At 73.0% G+C, this 21,963-nt stretch carries 14 protein-coding genes; 11 read left to right on the top strand and 3 right to left on the bottom strand.

Annotated features, from left to right (window positions below; translation table 11 throughout):
• Positions 1-286: 286 nt before the first annotated feature.
• Entirely contained in the window at positions 287-3,841 is a 3,555-nt protein-coding gene (locus ACFYYB_RS14775; protein ID WP_389435627.1) for a UvrD-helicase domain-containing protein, read from the bottom strand.
• Positions 3,842-4,135: 294 nt separating this feature from the next.
• Positions 4,136-4,474, bottom strand: coding sequence for an MGMT family protein (locus tag ACFYYB_RS14780; protein WP_389435628.1), 339 nt, complete (start codon positions 4,472-4,474; stop codon positions 4,136-4,138).
• 178 nt (positions 4,475-4,652) lie between these two features.
• Between ACFYYB_RS14780 and ACFYYB_RS14785 the strand changes: the two genes are divergently transcribed.
• Both ACFYYB_RS14785 and ACFYYB_RS14790 read left to right on the top strand, forming a co-directional pair.
• Positions 4,653-7,526 (top strand): YbhN family protein, encoded by a 2,874-nt coding sequence (locus ACFYYB_RS14785; RefSeq protein ID WP_389435629.1) that lies wholly within the window; start codon positions 4,653-4,655, stop codon positions 7,524-7,526.
• 93 nt (positions 7,527-7,619) lie between these two features.
• Positions 7,620-8,501, top strand: coding sequence for a GNAT family N-acetyltransferase (locus ACFYYB_RS14790; protein WP_389435630.1), 882 nt, complete (start codon positions 7,620-7,622; stop codon positions 8,499-8,501).
• Between the two features lie 13 nt (positions 8,502-8,514).
• On the opposite strand, the gene ACFYYB_RS14795 is transcribed toward ACFYYB_RS14790, so the two are convergent.
• Positions 8,515-9,255 (bottom strand): YwiC-like family protein, encoded by a 741-nt coding sequence (locus tag ACFYYB_RS14795; protein ID WP_389435631.1) that lies wholly within the window; start codon positions 9,253-9,255, stop codon positions 8,515-8,517.
• 257 nt (positions 9,256-9,512) lie between these two features.
• Between ACFYYB_RS14795 and ACFYYB_RS14800 the strand changes: the two genes are divergently transcribed.
• From ACFYYB_RS14800 to ACFYYB_RS14840, 9 genes are all read left to right on the top strand, one after another.
• Positions 9,513-13,217: a nitrate reductase subunit alpha gene (locus ACFYYB_RS14800; protein WP_389435632.1), complete on the top strand. Its 3,705-nt coding sequence runs from the start codon at positions 9,513-9,515 to the stop codon at positions 13,215-13,217.
• A gap of 2 nt (positions 13,218-13,219) precedes the next feature.
• Entirely contained in the window at positions 13,220-14,749 is a 1,530-nt protein-coding gene (gene narH / locus ACFYYB_RS14805; RefSeq protein WP_389435633.1) for a nitrate reductase subunit beta, read from the top strand.
• A gap of 11 nt (positions 14,750-14,760) precedes the next feature.
• Positions 14,761-15,468, top strand: coding sequence for a nitrate reductase molybdenum cofactor assembly chaperone (narJ, locus tag ACFYYB_RS14810; protein ID WP_389435634.1), 708 nt, complete (start codon positions 14,761-14,763; stop codon positions 15,466-15,468).
• The gene (gene narI / locus ACFYYB_RS14815) at positions 15,468-16,193 is read left to right on the top strand and encodes a respiratory nitrate reductase subunit gamma (RefSeq protein ID WP_389435635.1); all 726 of its coding nucleotides are present in this window, start codon (positions 15,468-15,470) and stop codon (positions 16,191-16,193) included. Before narJ ends, narI begins: the two co-directional genes overlap by 1 nt.
• On the top strand, positions 16,190-17,407 hold the full coding sequence (locus ACFYYB_RS14820) for a TIGR04053 family radical SAM/SPASM domain-containing protein (RefSeq protein ID WP_389435636.1): 1,218 nt from the start codon (positions 16,190-16,192) through the stop codon (positions 17,405-17,407). The genes narI and ACFYYB_RS14820 overlap by 4 nt, the downstream gene beginning before the upstream one ends.
• A 67-nt stretch (positions 17,408-17,474) precedes the next feature.
• Complete coding sequence (gene hemG, locus ACFYYB_RS14825; protein WP_389435637.1) at positions 17,475-18,854, top strand: protoporphyrinogen oxidase; 1,380 nt, start codon at positions 17,475-17,477, stop codon at positions 18,852-18,854.
• A 154-nt stretch (positions 18,855-19,008) separates the two neighbouring features.
• The gene (gene cseB, locus ACFYYB_RS14830; protein ID WP_389435638.1) at positions 19,009-19,749 is read left to right on the top strand and encodes a two-component system response regulator CseB; all 741 of its coding nucleotides are present in this window, start codon (positions 19,009-19,011) and stop codon (positions 19,747-19,749) included.
• A 38-nt stretch (positions 19,750-19,787) separates the two neighbouring features.
• Positions 19,788-21,002 carry an ATP-binding protein gene (locus tag ACFYYB_RS14835; protein ID WP_389435639.1) on the top strand — a complete coding sequence of 405 codons (1,215 nt, stop codon included), beginning with the start codon at positions 19,788-19,790 and terminating at the stop codon, positions 21,000-21,002.
• 123 nt (positions 21,003-21,125) lie between these two features.
• Entirely contained in the window at positions 21,126-21,905 is a 780-nt protein-coding gene (locus tag ACFYYB_RS14840; RefSeq protein WP_389435640.1) for an ABC transporter ATP-binding protein, read from the top strand.
• Positions 21,906-21,963: the final 58 nt, after the last annotated feature.

The following is a 21,963-nucleotide window of genomic DNA, read 5'->3' on the forward strand; positions in this document are numbered from 1 at the left end:
CGGCGGGACGGACGGACGCGCGGACACCTGAAAAGGCTAGCCGCCCGCACCGACAGTCCCCGCCGCGCGGGCCTCCGGCGGGGGCGGGGGGAGCGCGGGTGGCGGCACCGACCGTGCGGGGCGGGGCGGCCCTGCGGGACGGATTCCCCTACCCGCCCTTCCCCCGTTCCCCGGGCTCCGCCCGGACCCCGGTCCTCACGCGCCGGACGGGCTGGAGAGGGTCCACCCCCGTGCCACGCCTCGCGCGGCCGCCGGACGCGTGGCCGGGACCGTGCGGCCCGGCGGGCTACTCCACCGTCTGGCGGCCCTCCGGGCGGGCGCTGCACGAGGCGCGGAAGGAGCAGTGGTCGCAGTGCTTGCCCAGGGCGGGTGCGAAGCGTTCGTCGAGGACCCGGCCGGCCGCGGTGGCGAGCAGGTCGCCGACCCAGGCGCCGGGGGCGCCCCCCTCCAGGGCCTGCTGCGCCTGGATCTTGGGCACCGTGTCCCCGCCGTCGCGCTGGGCGGCGCCCTGGCGCAGCTGCACGAGTTCGGCGCCGCCGGGTGCGGGGCGCAGGCCGTCGAAGACCTCGTCGACGGCGCCCTCGCGTACGGCGAGCTGGTACACGGCGAGCTGCGGGTGGCGTTCGACCTCCTTGGCGGTCGGCGCGGCCTTGCCGGTCTTGAAGTCGACGACGTACGCGCGGCCCTGCGCGTCGGCCTCGACGCGGTCCATGGAGCCGCGGACCCGGACGGCGTACTCCCCCGCTTCGAGGGTGACGTCGAAGTCGTGCTCGGTGGCCACGGCCGCCCGGCCCCCGCGATCGGTGGTGTGCCAGCGCAGGAAGCGCTCCAGGGCGGCGCGGGCGTTGTCCTTCTCCTGGCGGGACTTCCAGGGGGCGTCGAAGGCGAGCGAGTCCCACACGGAGTCGAGGCGTTCCATGAGGACGGCGAGGTCGGCGGGGGTGCGTCCGGAGGCGACCTCGTCGGCGAGGACGTGGACGACGTTGCCGAAGCCCTGGGCGGCGGTGGAGGGGGCGTCGGCCTTGACCTCGCGGCCCAGGAACCACTGGAGGGAGCAGGTGTTGGCGAGCTGCTCCAGGGCGGAGCCGGACAGGGCGACCGGGTGGTCGCGGTCGCGGAGCGGGACGCTGCTGAGGGTGGGCTCGTACAGCCCCCACCAGCGCTGCGGGTGCGCGGCGGGGACGAGCGGGCGGTCCTCGTCGTCGGTGAGCACGGCGAGCCGGGCGAGGCGGCGGGCGGCGGCGTCGCGCAGGGCGGGCGAGGCGTCGGGGTCGACGGTGGTGGCGCGCAGTTCCGCGACGAGCGCGGGGACCGCGAGGGGGCGGCGGGGGCGGCCGGTGACGTCCTTGACGGGGACGCCGAGCTCGGTGAGGAGGCGGGAGGGCTGGTCGCCGTCCTCGGCGGGGGCCTTGACCGCGGTGACGACGAGGCGGTCGCGGGCGCGGGTGGCGGCGACGTAGAAGAGGCGGCGCTCCTCGGCGAGGAGCGCGCCGGGGGTGAGGGGCTCGGCGAGGCCGTCGCGGCCGATGCGGTCGGCTTCGAGGAGGGAGCCGCGGCGGCGCAGGTCGGGCCAGAGCCCTTCCTGCACGCCCGCGACGACGACGAGTCCCCACTCCAGGCCCTTGGAGCGGTGCGCTGTCATGAGGCGGACGGCTTCGCGGCGGACGGCGCGGGGGGTGAGGGTGTCTCCGGCGATGTCCTCGGCCTCGAGCTGTTCGAGGAAGTTGAGGGCGCCTCGGCCGCCGGTACGGTCCTCCGCGCGGGCGGCGGTGTCGAAGAGGGCGCAGACGGCGTCGAGGTCGCGGTCGGCGTTGCGGCCGGCGGGGCCGCCGCGGCGGGCGCTGCGCTCGAGGCGCTGCGGCCAGGGGGTGCCGTCCCAGAGGGTCCACAGCACCTCCTCGGCGGTGCCGCCGCCGGCGAGGAGCTCGCGGGCCTTGCGCAGCAGCAGGCCGAGGCGCTCTGCTCCGCGGGCGTAGGCGGGGTCGTGGGCGACGAGCCGCTCGGGCTCCGCGAGGGCTCTGGCGAGGAGTACGTCGGAGGGCGCGGGCGTCTTGACCCCGGCGGCCCGCTCCTCGTCGCGCAGGGCACGGCCGAGGCGGCGCAGGTCGGCGGCGTCCATCCCGCCGAGCGGCGAGGACAGCAGCTCGAGGGCGGCCTCGACCCCGATCCACCCTTCGCCCGCGGCGGGCGTGCCCCCGTCGGTGGAGCCGGGCACGGCCTCCGCGCCGGACCGGCCGGTACCGCCTTCGGCGGCGGATGAGGCGTCCTCGCGGGCAGGCTCGCCCACCCCGGCGCCGGCGGAGCCGGCCTCGTCCGGCAGCACGCCCCCGGCCTCCGCCGCGTCACCGGCGGAGCCCGGCACGGACTCGGGGGCGGACGGCCCGGTGCCGGACTCGGGGGCGGACGGCCCGGTGCCGGACTCGGATCCGGACGGCCCGGTGCCGGGCTCGGGGGCGGGCGGCTCGGTGTCGACGTCGGCGGGGCCCGCCGCGGTGGATTCCGCGAGGGTGCGGAGGGCCGTCAGGAGGGGGGATATGGCCGGCTCGTGCCGGAGGGGGGAGTCCGTGCCGTCGGTTTCGGCCGGGACTCCCGCCGCGATCAGGGCGCGGCGCATCTGCGGCAGGGTGCGGCCGCCCGCGCGGACCAGGACGGCCATGTCCTGCCACGGCACGCCCTCCTCCAGGTGGGCCCGGCGCAGGACGTCGGCGATGTTGTCCAGTTCCGCGCCGGCCGTGGGGTAGGTGAACACCTCGACCCGGCCGCCCTCGCGGGTCGACGCGAGCGCGCGGTGGGCCCGTACGGCCGCCGAGGGCAGGCGCGGCAAGGGCATGCGGGTCGTCAGGTGGCGGGTGGCGGTGAGGAGGACCGAGGACGAGCGGCGGGACGTGGTGAGGGCGCGGACCTCCGCTCCCGGGAAGGAGGCCTCGAAGTCCAGGATGTTGTTGATGTCCGCGCCGCGGAAGGCGTAGATCGACTGGTCGGGGTCGCCGAAGGCGGTCAGCCGGCCGCCGGGGCCCGCCAGTGCGCGCAGCAGGCGCAGCTGTGAGGCGTCGGTGTCCTGGTACTCGTCCACGTAGATCACGTCGTACAGGGAGGAGAGCGAGGGGGTGCGTTCCGCCAGGAGGACGGCGCGGTGGAGCAGTTCCGCGTAGTCCAGGGTGCCCTGGAGGTCCAGTACGTCCAGGTACTCGGCGAGGAAGGCCGCCGCCGCCTTCCAGTCCGGCCGGCCGAGCCGGGACGCGAAGTCGGAGAGGGCCTGCGGGCCCAGGCCCAGCTCGCGGGCGCGGGCGAGCACCGCGCGGACCTCGTCCGCGAAGCCGCGCGTGGTCAGCGCGGCCCGCAGGTCGTCCGGCCAGCGGATCGAGCGGAGCCGGCGCTGCCCTTCGAGGAGGGTGCGGACCATGACGTCCTGCTCCGGGCCGGAGAGCAGTCGCAGCGGGTCCGCGAAGAGTTCCGCGTCCTGGTGCGCCCGGACCAGGCCGTAGCAGAAGGAGTGGAAGGTGGTGGCCTGCGGGGCGCGCGCGCCGCCGAGCCGCAGTGCGGTCCGGTCGCGCAGTTCCACCGCGGCCTTGCGGCTGAAGGTGAGGATCAGGATGCGCGCGGGGTCGGCCCCGGACTCCACGCGGGCCGCGACCGTTTCGACCAGCGTGGTCGTCTTCCCGGTGCCCGGTCCGGCCAGGACCAGCAGCGGGCCGCCGGTGTGCTCAACCACCGCCCGCTGCGCTGCGTCCAGCACAGGGGGATCCACCCGCTCCGCACCGGTACGCACCAGGCGGTACGCGTCCGGGTTCCGCGTACGCCGCCGCTCGGAGCGGTGGCCGTCGGAGGAAGAGGTGTTCACGTGGGGTGCCGGTCCTGGTGGGTCTGCCGTTGCGGCGGTCGCTGCCGCAGCGGTTGCTGCTGCCGCTCCTGGGGTGACGTCCCGGGCGGTGGCCGAGGCGCGGGTCGGAGTCGAAGGGGCAACGCTACGGCACGGCGCGCGGCGGGCGCAGTTTCCCCGGGAGTCCCGTCCGGGCCCCAGGCCGTCCTCCCGTGCGCGCTTCCGCCCCCACTGCCATCCGGTCCCGCGCGTCCCCCGTACGGGGCTTCGCACGTCTCTTCGGCCACCCCTCCGGGCCGCGCATGGCCGAAGCTGTCACATGTGACCTTCATCCCGCCCGGCGCCGCCGTCCCAGCGCGCCCGCCGCATGTCGAGCCGCGGCTCGCCGTCGCCGGTGAGCCGCAGCGGGGTGGCCTCGGCCCGGTAGTTCTCCAGCGCCCTGCGCTCGCTGCCGGGCAGCGGACGGCCGTCCGCCCGCACCACGCGCCACCAGGGCACCGCTCCCCCGTACAACGCCATGACGCGGCCCACTTGACGCGGCCCGCCCTCGCCGAGCCACTCCGCGATGTCGCCGTAGGTCATCACCCGGCCGGGCGGAATCCGCTCGGCCGCCTCCAGCACCCGCTCCGCGTACGCCGGCAGCTCTTCGCTCATTCGGCCCATGGTGCCGCACCGGACCGACAAGGAGGCGGCACGGGCATGGAAGCCGGCGTTCCGGACCGGCTCGCACCCTGCTGCCCCCCACGGCCGTCGGTCCGTGCCACCATCTTCCGGGCGGTGACGCGTGATACGTGATCAAGAAGAGACGGAAGTGACGGGAAGGGAGCAGGGTGTGAGTCCTCCGGACGGCGCGGCGACGGACGACGGCGCGCGCCCAGACGAAGGCCCGACACCGGGTCGCGAGGACACGCACGCGGACGCGCAAGCGGACTTGCTCGCGGACCCGCAAGCGGGCTTGCCCGCGGACCCCCACGCGGACCTGCCGCCGGCTCCGTCCCCGCTTCGGAAGGCGGCCCCGGCGGCCCCAGCGGCCCCGGCCGCAGAGGCCCCGGCCTCCCACGACATCGAGACCCCGCACGGCCACGCTCCCACGGCCGCCGACCAGGTCGAGGTCGACGAGCCGCTGCTCGCCGCCCGCGTGCACCGCCCCTCGGACCTGGTCCGCCTCCTCGTCGGGATCCTCGGCATCGCCGTGGTCCTCGCCATCGCCGCCTTCGCCCACGGCACCACCGCGGGTCTGGAAGCCGACATCAGCAACGGCACCGGGCAGGCGCCCGACGTGCTGATCAAGGTCGCCGGGCTGGTGTCGAGCATCGCCGTGCTCCTCGTCCCCGTGGCCTTCGCCATCGAGCGGCTGATCAAACGCGACGGACTGCGCATCGCCGACGGCGTGCTCGCCGCCGTCCTCGCGCACGGGGTGACCCTCGCCACCGACCTGTGGGTCTCCCAGGGGGCCCCCGAGACCATCCAGGAGGCCCTGACCCGTCCCACCGGGGCCGGCGGGGCCCTCACCGATCCGGTGCACGGCTACCTCGCGCCCGTGATCGCGTACATGACCGCCGTCGGGATGACCCGGCGCCCGCGCTGGCGCGTCGCGCTGTGGGTGGTCCTGCTGCTGGACGCCTTCGCGATGCTGGTCGGCGGCTACACCACACCCTTCTCGATCATCCTGACCGTGCTGATCGGCTGGAGCGTCGCGTACGGAACCCTGTACGCGGTCGGCTCACCGAACGTCCGCCCCACCGGCCAGAACCTCCTCGCCGGCCTGCGCCGGGTCGGCTTCCAGCCGGTCAGCGCGATGCGCGCCGAGTCCCCGGAGGGCGGCGACAGCACCGAGGTCAGCGACCGCGGGCGGCGCTACCACGTCACCCTGGAGGACGGTCCGCCGCTCGACGTCACCGTCGTGGACCGGGAGCAGCAGGCCCAGGGCTTCTACTACCGGGTCTGGCGCCGCCTCACGCTGCGCGGGATCACCACCCGGCGCAGTCTGCAGTCCCTGCGCCAGGCGCTGGAGCAGGAGGCGCTGCTCGCCTACGCGGCCATCGCCGCCGGAGCCAACGCGCCCAAGCTCATCGCCACCTCCGAGCTGGGTCCGGACGCCGTGATGCTCGTCTACGAGCACCTGGGCGGCCGGAGCCTGGACTCGCTGGCCGACGAGGAGATCACCGACGAGCTGAGCCGCAACGCCTGGCAGCAGGTACGGGCCCTGCAGTCCCGGCGGATCGCACACCGGCGGCTGACCGGGGACGCCCTCGTGGTGGATCGTTCCGGCAGCGGCGCCGCCGCGGGCGAACCTGCCGCGGACACCATCACCCTGACCGACCTGCGCGGCGGCGAGATCGCGGCCGGCGACCTCGTGCTGCGCATGGACATCGCGCAGCTGCTCACCACCCTCGGCCTGCGGGTCGGCGCCGAGCGTTCGGTCGCCTCGGCGGTCTCGGTGCTCGGCCCGGACGCGGTGGCGGACTGCCTGCCGCTGCTCCAGCCGATCGCGCTGAGCCGCTCCACGCGGGCGACGCTGCGCAAGCTGGCGCGGGAGCGGGCGGACCGGGAGCGGGAAGCCGTACTGGAGTCCTCGCGGGCGGCGAAGGCCGCGCGCGGGGCGGACTCCGCCTCCGCCTCGGCGCGCTCCGCCGTCGACAAGGTCGAGAAGAAGGCCGAGAAGAAGGCCCTGGACGACGCGCTCGACGGGGCCCGCGAGGAGGATCTGCTGAGCCAGATCCGCCAGCAGGTGCTGCTGATCCGCCCGCAGGCGCCGGTGGAACCGGCCCGGCTGGAGCGGATCCGGCCGCGCACGCTGGTGTCGTTCATCGCGGGCGCGTTCGGCGCGTACTTCCTGGTCACCCAGATCGCGCACGTCGACTTCGCCACCACCATCGGCGACGCGCAGTGGGGCTGGGTCGGGGTGGCGCTCGCCTTCTCGGCGCTCACCTACTTCGCGGCGGCGATGAGCCTGCTGGGCTTCGTACCCGAGCGGGTGCCGTTCCTGCGGACCGTACTGGCCCAGGTCGCGGGATCCTTCGTGAAGCTGGTGGCTCCGGCCGCGGTCGGCGGTGTCGCGCTGAACACTCGCTTCCTCCAGCGGGCGGGCATCCGGCCGGGGCTCGCGGTGGCCAGCGTGGGCGCCTCGCAGCTCTTCGGACTGGCGAGCCACATCCTGCTGCTGCTGTCCTTCGGCTACCTGACGGGGACCGAGAAGACCCCCGAGATGACCCCGTCGAGGACGGTCATCGCCGGTCTGCTGACGGTGGCCGTGCTGGTGCTGGTGGTCACGGCCGTGCCCTTCCTGCGGAAGTTCGTGGCGACCCGGGTACGGGCCCTGTTCGCCGGCGTCGTACCGCGCATGCTGGACGTGCTCCAGCGCCCGCAGAAGCTGCTGACCGGCATCGGAGGGATGCTGCTGCTGACGGGCTGCTTCGTGATGTGCCTGGACGCCTCGATCCGCGCCTTCGGGGGCGGCGAGGACATCAGCTACGCGAGCATCGCGGTGGTCTTCCTCGCCGGCAACGCCCTGGGCTCGGCCGCGCCGACACCGGGCGGCATCGGAGCGGTGGAGGGCGCGCTGACCCTGGGTCTGGTCGCGGCGGGGCTGGACGGCCAGGTGGCGTTCTCGGCGGTGCTGCTGTTCCGCGTGGTGACGTTCTGGCTGCCGGTGCTGCCGGGATGGATCTCCTTCAACTTCCTCACGCGCAAGGAAGCGATCTGACCCCTCTGGCGATCTGAACCCCCAGCCGATCTGAACCCCTTGGCGATCCAAATCCCCTGGAGCCCTGTCGGAGGCCCGGCCTAGGCTGGCCGGATGAACGACATACGGATCGTGACCGACCGGGCCGAGTGGCGGGCCGGCTTCGAGGAGCGGGTGCTCGCCGGGTACCGGGCCGCGGGGTGCTCGGATCCCCTCGCCCGGGCCCTGCTGGAGCGGGCGCTGAAGGGCGTCGACGGCTGGACGGTGGCCACGGACGGCGCCGGATGGATCGCGGTCGGGGTGTCGGAGGACAACGGGGCCGCCGTGGGCCGGATCCACGACCTGACGGCGGTGCAGGGACCGGCCGCGGTGGCCGCCCGGGAGTGGGCCGAGCGCTGGTGCGCCGAGCGGGGCGCCGGCCGGGTGGAGGTCCGCCTCACGGGCGCCGCCGACGAGGCGCACGCGGTTTTCGCCGACTACCCCGTACGGGGCCAGAACCGGATGCGCGCCGCCGCCGAGCGGCCGGAGCTGCCGCCGGGCCTCGGCGTCCGCCCGCTCACCGAGGAGGAGTACCCCGGCTGGTACGCGGGCGAGGAGGCCGCGTACGTCGCGGACATCGTCCGGGCCGGAGCCCTCACCCCGGAGCAGGCCAAGGTCAAGTCCGACGAGGACTTCGCCCGCCACCTCCCGCAGGGCTACCGCACCCCCGGGCACGCCTTCTACGCGATGGAGGCCGACGGGCAGGTGATCGGCACGGGCTGGGTGAACCACGGCTACCTGCCGGGCGTCACCTTCGGCTTCTCGCTGGAGGTGTACGAGGAGCACCGCGGCAAGGGCTACGGCCGGGCCGCGATGTCCGTCGGCGAATGGGCGGCCCGGCAGGGCGGCGACGAGGCGATGATGTTCAACGTCTTCGGCGGCAACGAGGTGGCCATGAGCCTCTACGACAACACGGGCTTCGCCATCCTGGACGAATTCCGCTCACTGCCCCTCTGACCCCCGCTGCCCCTCAGAAGACCAGCAGCAGCGAGGCCAGCAGCGCCGCCGACCCCAGGACTTCGACGGCGCCGACCACCGCCACCTTGAGCCCGCGGCCGGGGAGCACCGCGGCCCGGGTCAGGTAGGCCGCGAAGGGGAGGGTCAGCCATGGGGAGAGGCAGGCCGCCAGGAGGGTGGCCGACGCGTGGTAAGTCACCGAACCGCGGTAGTACGTACGGGAGTTCCGCTCCCTGATCATGGTCTTCACGTACGGGACCGTGCCCGCGAAGTACAGCAGGCAGGCGGCGGCCGGGGCCCAGGGCAGGCCGCCGCCGCCCAGCCGCGCCGCCACCAGGAGCATCCCGCACGCCGGGACCACGGCCACCAGTCCGTTGACCAGGGCCCGCTCGCGGTTGTTCCGCGCGAACCAGGAGTTCACCGCCACGAAGGGCGCCGCCGCCGCGCCCGCGAGCAGCAGCCAGGGGTGGAGCGCCGCGAGCGGGATCCCCGCGAGGGCGGTCGCCGCGCCGAGGACGAGCGCCGGGCGGACGTGCCGCCGGGCCACGGCCGGGCGGCGGGCGGCGACCCGGCGCAGGCGCAGCCACTGCTGGGCGTGGAAGACGGCGGCGTAGCCGAGGAGCCAGGCCGCGAGGAGCAGGGCGTGCTGCGGGCCGGGCCGGGGCGCCAGGAACGTACCCGCGAGGAAGGGCACCGTGAGCATCGCCCACGCCCCGTGCTGGTCCGGGATCCAGGAGGCCTTCTTCGGCGGCACGCTCCCAGCCTTCCTTTCGGTAATTGGTATGCGAGCTCGTAATTTTCCGGCCGCGCAAAGGAGTTGGACCGTTCCAGCGTGGCACCCACTCGACCTGTGAAAGACCGGAATTAGGTCACGCCCGTACGGGACCTTTGTCATCGGATTCGCCTCCGCGCCGGGCGTAGCGTCGTGTCTGGGTCCTCTTGTCCGGACCCGCGCACCGCCTTTAGTACCGCCTTTAGCACCGCTTTTTGTTTCCGGCCTGGAGGGTCGCCTTGAACGAGCGCCACGAACGCGATGGACGCGACCGGCACCAGGACGCCGCCGAATCGCTGATCAGGGCGGGCAGCTTCTTCAGGACCGCGGAGGTCTCGGACGACCTGCGGACCGTGCACCACACCGGAGGCCGCGCCGCGGAGGCCTTCTACCGCGACCGGTGGAGCCACGACAAGGTCGTGTACTCCACCCACGGCGTGAACTGCACCGGCTCCTGCCGGTGGAAGGTCTACGTCAAGGACGGGATCATCACCTGGGAGACCCAGTCCACCGACTACCCCTCCGTGGGCCCCGACAGCCCCGAGTACGAGCCTCGCGGCTGCCCGCGCGGCGCCTCGTTCTCCTGGTACTCCTACTCCCCCACCCGGGTGCGCTACCCGTACGTGCGCGGCGCCCTGCTGGAGATGTACCGCGAGGCCAAGGCGCGCCTCGGCGACCCGGTCGAGGCCTGGGCCGACATCCAGTCAGACCCGATCCGCCGGCGTACGTACCAGCAAGCGCGCGGCAAGGGCGGGCTGGTGCGGGCGACGTGGGAGGAGGCGACGGAGATCGTCGCCGCCGCGCACGTGCACACGATCAAGGAGCACGGCCCGGACCGGGTCGCCGGCTTCTCTCCGATCCCGGCGATGTCGATGGCCTCGCACGCGGCCGGCGCCCGTTTCCACTCGCTCATCGGCGCGCCGATGCTGTCCTTCTACGACTGGTACGCCGATCTCCCGGTCGCCTCCCCGCAGGTGTTCGGGGACCAGACGGACGTCCCGGAGTCGGGCGACTGGTGGGACGCCGCGTACCTGATGATGTGGGGCTCGAACGTCCCCGTCACGCGCACCCCGGACGCGCACTGGATGGCCGAGGCCCGCTATCGCGGCCAGAAGGTCGTCACCGTTTCCCCGGACTACGCGGACAACACCAAATTCGCCGACGAATGGATGCACCCGCACCCCGGTACGGACGGTGCGCTGGCCCTCGCGATGGGCCATGTCATCCTCAAGGAATTCTTCGTCGACAAGCAGACCCCCTTCTTCACGGACTACGTCCGCCAGTACACGGACCTGCCTTTCCTGGTTTCCCTCACCGAGACCGAACAGGGATTGGTTCCGGGGAAGTTCGTCACCGCCGCCGATCTCGGCCAGGCCACCGAGAACGCGCAGTGGAAGACCGTCCTGATCGACGACACGACCGGCGAGGCCGTCGTCCCGAACGGCACCCTCGGTCACCGCTGGGGCGAGAACGAGAAGCCCGAGTGGAACCTCGAACTCGGCGACACCGTCCCGCGCCTGACCCTCCACGGCACCGCCGACGAGAACGTCGAGATCGTCCTGCCCCGCTTCGAGGACGACGAGCAGGGCGTGGACCAGGACGGGAAACCGCGCGGCACGATCCGCCGCGGCGTGCCCGTACGGCGGCTGGGCGGCAAGCTCGTCACCACCGTCTTCGACCTGATGCTCGCCCAGTACGGGGTCGGCCGCGAGGGCCTGCCCGGCGTGTGGCCCACCGGCTACGAGGACGCCGGCGCCCCGGGCACCCCCGGCTGGCAGGAGTCGCTGACCTCGGTCCCGGCGGCCCAGGCGGCGCGCGTGGCACGGGAGTTCGCGCAGACCGCCGAGCAGTCCAACGGGCGCTGCATGATCCTGATGGGCGCCGGCACCAACCACTGGTTCCACTCCGAGACGATCTACCGCTCCTTCCTGGCCCTGCTCACCCTCACCGGGTGCCAGGGCCGCAACGGCGGCGGCTGGGGCCATTACGTCGGCCAGGAGAAGTGCCGCCCGGTCACGGGCTGGGCGACGCTGGCCGCCGCCTCCGACTGGTCGCGCCCGCCGCGCCAGATGATCGGCGCGGCCTGGTTCTACCTGCACACCGACCAGTGGCGCTACGACACCCTGCCGGCCGAGGCGCTGGCCTCCCCGCTGGCGAAGGGCGCCTTCGAGGGCATGACGGGATCGGACTGCCTGGCGGCGAGCACCCGGATGGGCTGGATGCCCTCGTACCCGACCTTCGACCGCAACCCGCTGGAGCTGGGCGAGGCCGAGGACCCGGTCGGCGAAGCGGTCCGGCAGCTCAAGAGCGGCGAGCTCGGCTTCGCCGGCGAGGACCCGGACGCCCCGGGCAACTGGCCGCGCGTGCTCAACGTATGGCGGGCCAACCTGCTGGGCTCCAGTTCCAAGGGCAACGAGTACTTCCTCAAGCACCTGCTGGGCACCCACTCCAACCTGCCCGAGGACGGGCCGCGCTGCACGCCGAAGGACGTGACGTACCGGGAGGAGGACGTGGAGGGCAAGCTCGACCTGCTCATGTCCATGGACTTCCGGATGACGTCCACGACGCTGCTGTCCGACGTGGTGTTCCCGGCGGCCACCTGGTACGAGAAGCACGACCTGTCCTCCACGGACATGCACCCCTTCCTGCACGCCTTCACCCCGGCCGTGGACCCGCCGTGGCAGGCCCGCTCGGACTACGACGCCTTCAAGGCCCTGGCCGAGCGCTTCGGCGAGCTGGCCAAGACCCACCTGGGCGTGCGCAAGGACCTGGTCGCCACCGCCCTCCAGCACGACACCCCGGGCGGCGAGATGGCGCAGCCCGGCGGGGTCGCGCTGGACTGGTCGAAGGGCGAGTGCGAGCCCGTACCGGGCCGGACCATGTACAACCTGGCGGTCGTGGAGCGGGACTACGGGGCGGTCGGCGAGAAGTTCGCCGCGCTCGGCCCGCTCGTGGACAAGCTGGGCGTGACCACGAAGGCGGTCACCTTCGACGTGGCCGAGGAGATCGCCTACCTGGGCGCGAAGAACGGCACGGTCCGCGGCGGCGTCGCCGACGGCCGCCCGCGCCTGGAGACCGCGCAGCAGGCCTGCGAGGCGATCCTCTCCCTCTCCGGCACCAGCAACGGCCGCCTGGCCACGCAGGGGTTCGAGACGCTGGAGAAGAAGGTCGGCACCCCGATGGCACACCTGGCCGCCGAGGCCGAGGGCAAGCGGATCACCTTCGCCGACACCCAGGCCCGCCCGGTCCCGGTGATCACCTCGCCCGAGTGGTCGGGCTCGGAGTCCGGCGGGCGCCGGTACACGGCCTTCACGATCAACACCGAGCACCTCAAGCCCTGGCACACCCTCACCGGCCGCCAGCACTTCTTCATCGACCACGACTGGCTGCACGAGGTCGGGGAGTCCCTCCCCGTCTACAAGCCGCCGCTGAACATGCACACCCTGTACGGGGAGCCCGAGCTCGGCACGGTCGACGAGAAGGCGAAGTCGGTGGCCGTCCGGTACCTGACCCCGCACAACAAGTGGGCGATCCACAGCCAGTACCAGGACAACCTCTACATGATGACGCTGGGCCGCGGCGGGCAGACGGTGTGGATGTCCCCGCAGGACGCCGACGCGATCGGGGTCGCGGACAACGACTGGATCGAGGCGGTCAACCGCAACGGCGTGATCACCGCCCGCGCGATCGTCTCCCACAAGATGCCGCCCGGCACGGTCTACATGAACCACGCGCAGGAGCGCACGGTCGGCGTCCCCAAGACGGAGAAGACCGGCCGCCGCGGCGGCATCCACAACTCCCTGACCCGGGTGATGCTCAAGCCCACCCACCTCATCGGCGGTTACGCCCAGCTCACCTGGGCCTTCAACTACCTCGGCCCGACCGGCAACCAGCGCGACGAGGTGACGGTCATCCGCCGCCGCGACCAGAAGGTGGAGTTCTAATCGTGCGCGTTATGGCCCAAGTAGCCATGGTCATGAACCTCGACAAGTGCATCGGCTGCCACACCTGCTCGGTCACCTGCAAGCAGGCGTGGACCAACCGGCAGGGCACCGAGTACGTCTGGTTCAACAACGTGGAGACCCTCCCCGGCCAGGGATACCCGCGCCGCTGGGAGGACCAGGAGAAGTGGAAGGGCGGCTGGGAGCGCACCCGCTCCGGCAAGCTCCGCCTCAAGGCGGGCGGCCGCCTCGCCAAGCTGGGCAAGATCTTCGCGAACCCGGACCTGCCGGAGATCGACGACTACTACCAGCCCTGGACCTACGAGTACAAGAACCTGACCGAGGCCCCGGCGGGCGACGACATGCCCACCGCCCGGCCCGTCTCGCAGCTCACCGGCGAGCCCATCGACAAGATCGAGTGGGGTCCGAACTGGGACGACAACCTCGGCGGCGCGCCCACGCACGCCCCGCAGGACCCGATGATCGAGAAGATCCGCGACGAGGTCGGCGAGAAGATCCGCTTCGAGTTCGAGCAGAGCTTCATGTTCTACCTCCCGCGCGTCTGCGAGCACTGCCTCAACCCCGCGTGCGTCTCCTCCTGCCCCTCCGGCGCGATGTACAAGCGCGAGGAGGACGGCATCGTCCTGGTCGACCAGGACCAGTGCCGCGGCTGGCGGATGTGCGTGACCGGATGCCCGTACAAGAAGGTGTACTTCAACCACCAGACCGGCAAGGCCGAGAAGTGCACCTTCTGCTTCCCGCGCATCGAGGTCGGCATGCCGACGGTGTGCTCGGAGACCTGCGTGGGCCGGATGCGCTACCTCGGCGTGATGCTCTACGACGCCGACAAGGTGGCCGAGGCCGCCGCCGTCGAGGACGAGCACGATCTGTACCCCTCCCAGGTGGAGTGCTTCCTGGACCCCTCGGACCCCGCCGTGATCGCCGCCGCCCGCGCGGCCGGCATCACCGACGAGTGGCTCGACGCGGCCCGCAACTCCCCGGTCTACGACCTGATCGCCACCTACCAGGTCGCCCTCCCGCTCCACCCGGAGTACCGGACGATGCCGATGGTCTGGTACGTCCCGCCGCTCTCCCCCGTCGTCGAGGCGGTCGCCGCCACCGGCAGCGACGGCGAGGACGCCGGGAACCTGTTCGGCGCCATCGAGTCCCTGCGCATCCCCGTCGAGTACCTCGCCGCGGTGCTCACCGCCGGCGACACCGTGCCGGTGGAGGCGGTGCTGCGCCGGATGGCCGCCATGCGCGCCTACATGCGCCGCGTCAACCTGGGCGAGGAGCGGGACGAGTCGATCGCGCGGGCCGTCGGGCTGTCCGGGCAGGAGATGGAGGACATGTTCCGGCTCCTCGCCATCGCCAAGATCGAGGACCGCTTCGTGATCCCCAGCGCCGCGCGCGCCGACGCCGACGCGCTGGCCGACTCCCACCCGCTGAACGACACCGATCAGGGCTGTCCCGTGAGCGCCCTGCCCGAACCCCGGGTGATGCTCAACCTCGGTGATACGAGGAGGCGTTCGTGATCCGGCAACCGATGAGTGGCGATGCACTGGTACGTCTGGTCGCGGGCTGCGTACTGCAGTACCCCGGCGACTACTTCCACGACGAACTCCCGCGGCTCCGTGCGGCCCTCGCCGGGGCGCCCGCCGAACCGGCCGCACTGCTCGGGGCGTTCCTCGACGAGGCCGAGCCCCAGACCCCGATCGAGCTCTGCTCCCAGTACACCTCGACCTTCGACACCCGCAACCGGCGCTGCCTCTACCTCACCTGGTGGATCGACGGGGACACCCGCCGGCGCGGACTGTCCCTGGTCCGGCTGAAGCGGATCTACCGGGACTTCGGGCTGGAGTTCGCGGGCGAGGAGCTGCCCGACTTCCTGCCGGTGGCCCTGGAGTTCGCCGCCCGCGAGGAGGAGGCGGGCACCCGGCTGCTCCAGGAGCACCGGGCCGGACTGGAGCTGCTGCGCCTGGCGCTCACCGAGTCCGGGTCCCCGTACGCCCGGGTACTGGAAGCCGTCTGCGCGACGCTGCCCGGGCCCTCCCCCGAGACCAAGGCGGAGGCGAAGGCCCTCGCGAAGAACGGGCCGCCGCAGGAGCTGGTGGGCGCGGGCTCGGCGCTGGAGCCCTTCGGGCCCGGCCTCGACATGCCGGCAGACCTGCCCCTCGGGGCCCCGACCGACCTCCCCTGGCCCACGACGGCTTCCCGAGCCGCTGCTTCCGCCTCCGAAAGGATGCCCGCCTGATGGACCTCCTCCTGTGGGGCGTACTGCCGTACGTCTCGATCGCCCTGCTGATCGCGGGCACGGTCTGGCGGGCCCGCTTCGACAAGTTCGGCTGGACCACGCACTCCTCGCAGCTGCACGAGTCGCGGCTGCTGCGGATCGGCTCGCCGCTCTTCCACTTCGGCATGCTCTTCGTGATCGTGGGCCACGTGGTCGGTCTGCTCATCCCCAAGAGCTGGACCGACGCGGTGGGCCTGAGCGACCACGCGTACCACCTGATGGCGCTGGCCACCGGCACCGTCGCGGGCGTGGCGGCCGCCGCGGGCATCGGGATCCTGGTCTACCGGCGCTTCAAGGTGCCGGCCGTGCGCAGGGCGACACTGCGCAGCGACCACCTGATGTACTCGTTCCTGCTGGGCGCGATGGTCCTCGGGCTGACGGCCACCCTGATGAACTCGGCCGGGATGACGGACGGGTACAACTACCGCGACGGCATCTCCGTGTGGTTCCGCAGCCTGTTCACCTTCACCCCGGACTACCACCTGATGGCGGGCGCCCCGCTCGCCTTCAAGATCCACATCCTGTTCGGCTTCACGCTGTTCGCGCTGATCCCGTACTCGCGCCTGGTGCACATGTTCTCGGTGCCGCTGAAGTACCTGTTCCGGCCGTACGTGGTCTACCGCAAGCGGGACCCGAAGCAGCTCGCCAACCGCGCGAGCAAGCGCGGCTGGGAGCGGGTCTCGTGAATCCCCGCCCCGAACACACCGCCCGGTCCTCCCACACCGTGGTGCGGCAGCCCCGCCACGCGGTCTCCGACCGGCCCTTCATCGTCATCTGGGAGGCCACCCGGGCCTGCCCGCTGGCCTGTCTGCACTGCCGGGCCGAGGCCCAGACCCTGCGCCACCCCGAGGAGCTCGACGGGGCGGACGCCCGCCGGGTGATGGACCAGATCGCCGCCTTCGGCAAGCCCAGTCCGCTCTTCGTGATCACCGGCGGGGACCCCTTCCAGCGCGCCGACCTCACCGACCTCGTCGCGTACGGGACCTCGCTGGGCCTGCGGGTCGCGGTGTCCCCGTCGGGTACGCCGACGCTGACCCGGGAGAACCTCGTAGCGGTGCGGGAGGCCGGGGCCATCGCGCTCTCGCTCTCCCTGGACGGTTCGTCGGCGGAGCGGCACGACGCCTTCCGCGGGGTGCCCGGGGTCTACGACTGGACGCTGGAGGGCTGGCGGGCCGCCCGCGAGCTCGGGCTCAAGGTGCAGATCAACACCACGGTCACCCGCGACAGCCTGGAGGACCTCGCCGACATCGCGGCACTGGTCAAGCGCGAGGGCGCGATGCTCTGGTCGGGCTTCGTCCTGGTCCCGACCGGGCGCGGGGAACAGCTGGACTCGCTGACCGCCGCCGAGATCGAGGACGTCCTGCACTTCCTGTACGACTGCGGGGCGGTGATGGCCACCAAGACGACCGAGGGCCACCACTTCCGGCGGGTCGTGATGCAGCGCACCGTCCTGGACGCGCGCGGCGAGAAGCCGGTCCTGGGCGCACTGTACGAGCGCCTCTCGGCCCGCGCCCGCGAGCTGGGCGTCTTCGACGGGGAGCGGCGGGCCGTGCGCCGGCCGCCCATGGACGTCTCCTCGGGCCGCGGCTTCGTCTTCATCTCGCACACCGGCGAGGTGCACCCCAGCGGCTTCCTGCCCCTGTCGGCGGGCAACGTGAAGAACCACCCGCTGACCGAGATCTACCGGGGCTCGGCGCTCTTCACCAAGCTCCGCGACCCTTCGCTGCTGCGCGGGAAGTGCGGGGCGTGCGAGTTCAAGACGGTGTGCGGGGGCTCGCGCTCCCGGGCGTACGGCTTCACGCGCGACGTGCTGGAGGCGGACCCGTACTGCGCGTACGAGCCCGGCAGCTTCCCGTATCCGGAGGACATCAGGGCTCTGGCCGAAAGCATGAGGCGCTGAACCGCTCCGCTCACATATGTTGCATGTGGGAACATATCGACCACGGCCTCGGCCACGGGAGAACACAATGCGTTCAGTGATCGTCATCGGTGGCGGGATCAGCGGTCTGGCCGCCGCGTGGCAGTTGCGCGGCCAGGCCGACGTGACCGTCCTGGAGAGCCACGCCAAGGTCGGCGGGAAGCTCCGGACCGGCACCATCGCCGGCATCACCGTCGACGAGGGCGCCGAATCCCTCATGGCCCTGCGCCCGGAGGCCGTGGAACTGGCCGCCGCCGTCGGACTCGGCGAGGCCCTCTGCGATCCCGCGAAGGCCGCCACCACCATCTGGACCAACGGCGCCCTGCGCCCGCTGCCCGCCGGACACGTGATGGGCGTCCCCACCGACCCCTCCGCGCTGATCGGCACCGGCCTGCTCTCCCCCGAGGGCGTCGCACGCGTCGCCGCCGAGGAGACCCTCCCGGCCACCCCGCTCACCGAGGACTGCTCGGTCACCGCGTACCTGGCCGGCCGCTTCGGCCAGGAGGCCGTGGACCGGCTCATCGAACCCATGCTCGGCGGCGTCTACGCCGGCCTCGCCGACCGGCTCTCGCTGCGCGCGGCCATGCCCCGCATCGCGGCCCTCGCGGAACAGGGCACCCCGCTCCTCCCGGCCCTGCGCCGGATGCGCGCGGCGGGCGCCCCCCGCTCGGGGGCCGTGGCCGTCCAGGGCGTCGTCGGCGGCACCGGGCGCTTCCCGGCGGCCGTCGCGGAAGCCTGCGGAGCGCGCATCCTCACCGGGACGACGGCACGCTCGCTCCAGCGGATCGCCGGCGACCGCTGGCGCGTCCAGGCGATGACCGGCGACGGCGCGCTGACGATGGAGGCCGACGCGGTGATCCTCGCCCTGCCCGCCTTCGCGGCGGCGGAGCTGCTGCGCCCGCACTCCCCGCTGGCCGAGGCCGAACTCTCCTCGATCCCGCACGCCTCGACCGCCGTCATCACCATGGCCTTCTCCCGCGCCCAGGCCCACTTCCTCCCCGAGGGCAACGGCTTCCTGGTCCCGCCGGTCGACGGCCACACCCTGAAGGCCGCCTCCTTCCTCTCCAACAAGTGGTCCTGGCTGCACGACTCGGCCCCCGAGACCTTCGTGCTCCGCGCCTCCATCGGGCGCATCGGCGAGGACGAGCTGCTCGGCCGCCCCGACCGCCACCTGGTCCGCTCGGCCATCGCCGAGCTCCACCACGCGGTGGGCCCCATGGGCGAACCCCTGGCCACCCGCGTCACCCGCTGGGACCGGGGCCTGCCCCAGTACGGCGTCGGACACCGCGAGCGCGTCGCCCGCATCCGCGAGGCCGCCGGGAAGCTCCCGGGCATCGCCCTGTGCGGAGCGGCGTACGAGGGCGTGGGCGTGGCCGCCTGCGTCGCGACGGGGCGCGCTGCGGCGAAGCAGGTCCTGGCGCAGCCGTAGCGAACCCCCGGCCGTTCGTATCGGGCGGGTATCAGAGAACGCTTGATTCCTCATCTGATCGGTCCGCGGGGCCGTGACGAAGGGAATCACGGCTTCCGCGGCCCTATCGTTCCTTCCAGGTACCCGCCCCGCCCGCCGAAACGGAGTCGTCCCCGTGTCCTCCCCCACCCCGGCTCACGCCGCCCCGCGGCCCGTCCGCGTGCTGCTGGTGGAGGACGACGAGCTGATGCGCCGCTCGTTCACCGTCTCCCTGGAGCGCTACGGGTACACCGTGCGGGCCGCCGCCGACGGACTCACCGGCCTCGAATCCTTCCGCGACGAGGACTTCGACCTGCTGATCCTCGACGTGATGCTGCCCGGCCTCGACGGGATCGGCCTGTGCCGCAAGGTCCGGGAGACCAGCCTGGTCCCGGTCCTGATGATGTCGGCGCGCGGTGACGGGCTGGACATCGTCTCCGGCCTGGAGGCCGGGGCGGACGACTACGTGGTCAAGCCGGTGGACACCAACGTGCTCGTGGCCCGCATCCGTTCGCTGCTGCGGCGGGCCACCTACGCCCCCGCACCGGCGGCCGGACAGGCCCCGGAGGAAGGGGCGGGACCGGCCGAGGGCGAACTGCTGGCCTTCGGGGACCTCACCATCCACACCGGCGGCCTCGACGTGGCCGTCGGCGGAACCCCGGTGGCGCTCACCCCGACCGAGCTGAAGCTGCTGCTGGAGTTCGCCGCCCACCCGGGCATCGTGCTGGAGCGCCACACCCTGCTGCGCAACGTCTGGGACTACGGCTGGGACGGCGACAGCCGGGTCGTGGACCTGTGCGTGCAGCGGCTGCGCGGCAAGCTCGGCCGGGACCGGATCGAAACGGTCCGCGGTTTCGGCTACAAGCTCAGGCGTTGAGAACGGTGTCCTCTCCGTACCGGTCACCGGGGCCCCGGGTGACGCTGCGCTGGAAGATCGCCGCGCTCGCGGCGGCCACGGCTTGCATGGTCGCGCTGGTGGTGGGCCTGCTCGTGCACGTGTGGACCAAGCACGACATCCGGCACCGGGCCGAACGGCAGGCCCTCGACGACGTGATCTCGGCCACCGACGTCTACCGCCGGTCGGGGACGCTGGCCGGCGATGCCCGGCTCGATCCGGCCGACCTGCCCTACGCCCTGAGCAAGCCCACCGACGACGAGCCGCACGTGTCCTACGGCGGGAACGTACCCGGAAGCACCGACCCGACCGTCTGGGGAGCCCAGCGGGTCAGCGGTCCCGGCAGCCCCCTGGTGGCCGTCCAGATCACCATCAACAACGAGTTCAGCGAGCTGCACCGGCTCGACCTGACCATGGCGGTGGCCTCGCTGATCGCCCTGGCGGTGACCACTCCCGTGGCGGCCCTGGGAGCCGGGGCCCTCGCCCGCCGGCTCCGGCGGGTCTCCGAGACCGCCGTGCAGGTCTCCAACGGGGACCTGGACGCCCGGACCGGACCCACCAGGGGCGGCGACGAGGTGTCCGACATCGCCGTGGCCGTCGACCGCATGGCCGACACCCTCGGCCGCCGCCTGCGCGACGAGCGCCGGTTCACCGCCGACGTGGCCCACGAACTGCGCACGCCGGTCGGCGGCCTGCTCGTCACCGCCGATCTGCTCCCGGACGGGGAGACCGAGGATCTGCTCCGCGCCCGGGTGCGCGATCTGCGCGGCCTCGTCGAGGACCTCCTGGAGATCTCCCGGCTCGACGCCGGGGCCGAATGGGCGGTGCACGCCCGGGTTCCGCTCGGCGCGGTCGTCGCCGAGGCGGTGACGCGCACCGGCCTGACCACCGAGGTCGACGTCACCGGGCAGGGCGAGCACGTGGAGACCGACCCGCGCCGCCTCGAACGGATCGTCGGCAACCTCGTCGTCAACGCCCACCGGCACGGGAAGGGCCCGGTGCGGGTCACCGTCGAGGACCGTACGGTCGTCGTACGCGACCACGGCCCGGGATTCCCCCCGGACCTGCTGCGCGACGGCCCGCGCCGGTTCCAGACGGGCGCGGCGGAACGCGGTACGGGCCACGGCCTGGGACTGACCATCGCCGCGGGCCAGGCCCGGGTGCTCCGAGCCGAACTCCGCTTCGCCAACGCCCCGGACGGCGGCGCCGTCGCGACGCTGCGCCTGCCGGGCTGAGAGCCCGTCGGCTACACGATCGATACAGGCCGGAGCGGACGCCGATACGACGCGGTCCAAGCCCCGATACCTCCCCCGGACACCCTTCGAAGTGCAGCTTCCCGCGCCCGAAGAGGAGTCCCCGTGACCGCCCCCCTTGCCCCGCACCCGCACCACGCGCCGACCGGCGTCGCGGCCGCCGCCACCGGCCTCTCGAAGGTCTACGGCAGCGGTGACACCCGGGTCGTCGCCCTGGACGGGGTCGACATCGCCTTCCGCGAGGGCGAGTTCACCGCGATCATGGGCCCCTCCGGCTGCGGCAAGTCCACCCTGATGCACTGCGCCGCCGGGCTCGACTCCTTCTCCGCGGGCTCCGTGCGCATCGGCACCACCGAGCTGGGCTCCCTGAACGACGAGCAGCTCACCCGGCTGCGCCGGGACCGGATCGGCTTCATCTTTCAGGCGTTCAACCTGCTGCCGACCCTGACCGCGCTGGAGAACATCACGCTGCCGCTGACGATCGCCGGCCGCAAGCCCGACCGGCAGTGGCTGGACCACGTGGTGTCGATGACCGGACTCGCCGACCGGCTCGGCCACCGTCCCGGGCAGCTCTCCGGCGGGCAGCAGCAGCGTGTGGCGGTGGCCCGGGCGCTGGTTTCCCGCCCCGCGATCATCTTCGGCGACGAGCCCACCGGAAACCTCGACTCCCGTGCCGGAGCCGAAGTCCTGGGCTTCCTGCGCAGTTCCGTGCGCGAGCTGGGCCAGACCGTGGTCATGGTCACCCACGACCCGGTCGCCGCCGCCTACGCCGACCGGGTGGTCTTCCTCTCCGACGGCCGCCTGGTCGACGAGATGCAGCAGCCCACCGCGGACCGGGTCCTGGACCGGATGAAGGCCTTCGACGCGCGCTCGCGCACGAGCTGACCCCTCCGCGTCCCGCACCGAACCAGCCGCCCGCCCGCTCCCCCCGGGCCCGCCCCTC

The sequence above is a fragment of the Streptomyces sp. NPDC002886 genome, from assembly GCF_042888445.1.
In the GTDB taxonomy this organism is placed as follows: domain Bacteria; phylum Actinomycetota; class Actinomycetes; order Streptomycetales; family Streptomycetaceae; genus Streptomyces.

Excerpts from the sequence above, each read along its gene's own strand:
- narI (WP_389435635.1), top strand. The coding sequence starts at position 15,468 with ATGGACCTCCTCCTGTGGGGCGTACTGCCGTACGTCTCGATCGCCCTG.
- ACFYYB_RS14780 (WP_389435628.1), bottom strand. The coding sequence starts at position 4,474 with ATGAGCGAAGAGCTGCCGGCGTACGCGGAGCGGGTGCTGGAGGCGGCC.
- ACFYYB_RS14790 (WP_389435630.1), top strand. The coding sequence starts at position 7,620 with ATGAACGACATACGGATCGTGACCGACCGGGCCGAGTGGCGGGCCGGC.
- narJ (WP_389435634.1), top strand. The coding sequence starts at position 14,761 with ATGAGTGGCGATGCACTGGTACGTCTGGTCGCGGGCTGCGTACTGCAG.
- hemG (WP_389435637.1), top strand. The coding sequence starts at position 17,475 with ATGCGTTCAGTGATCGTCATCGGTGGCGGGATCAGCGGTCTGGCCGCC.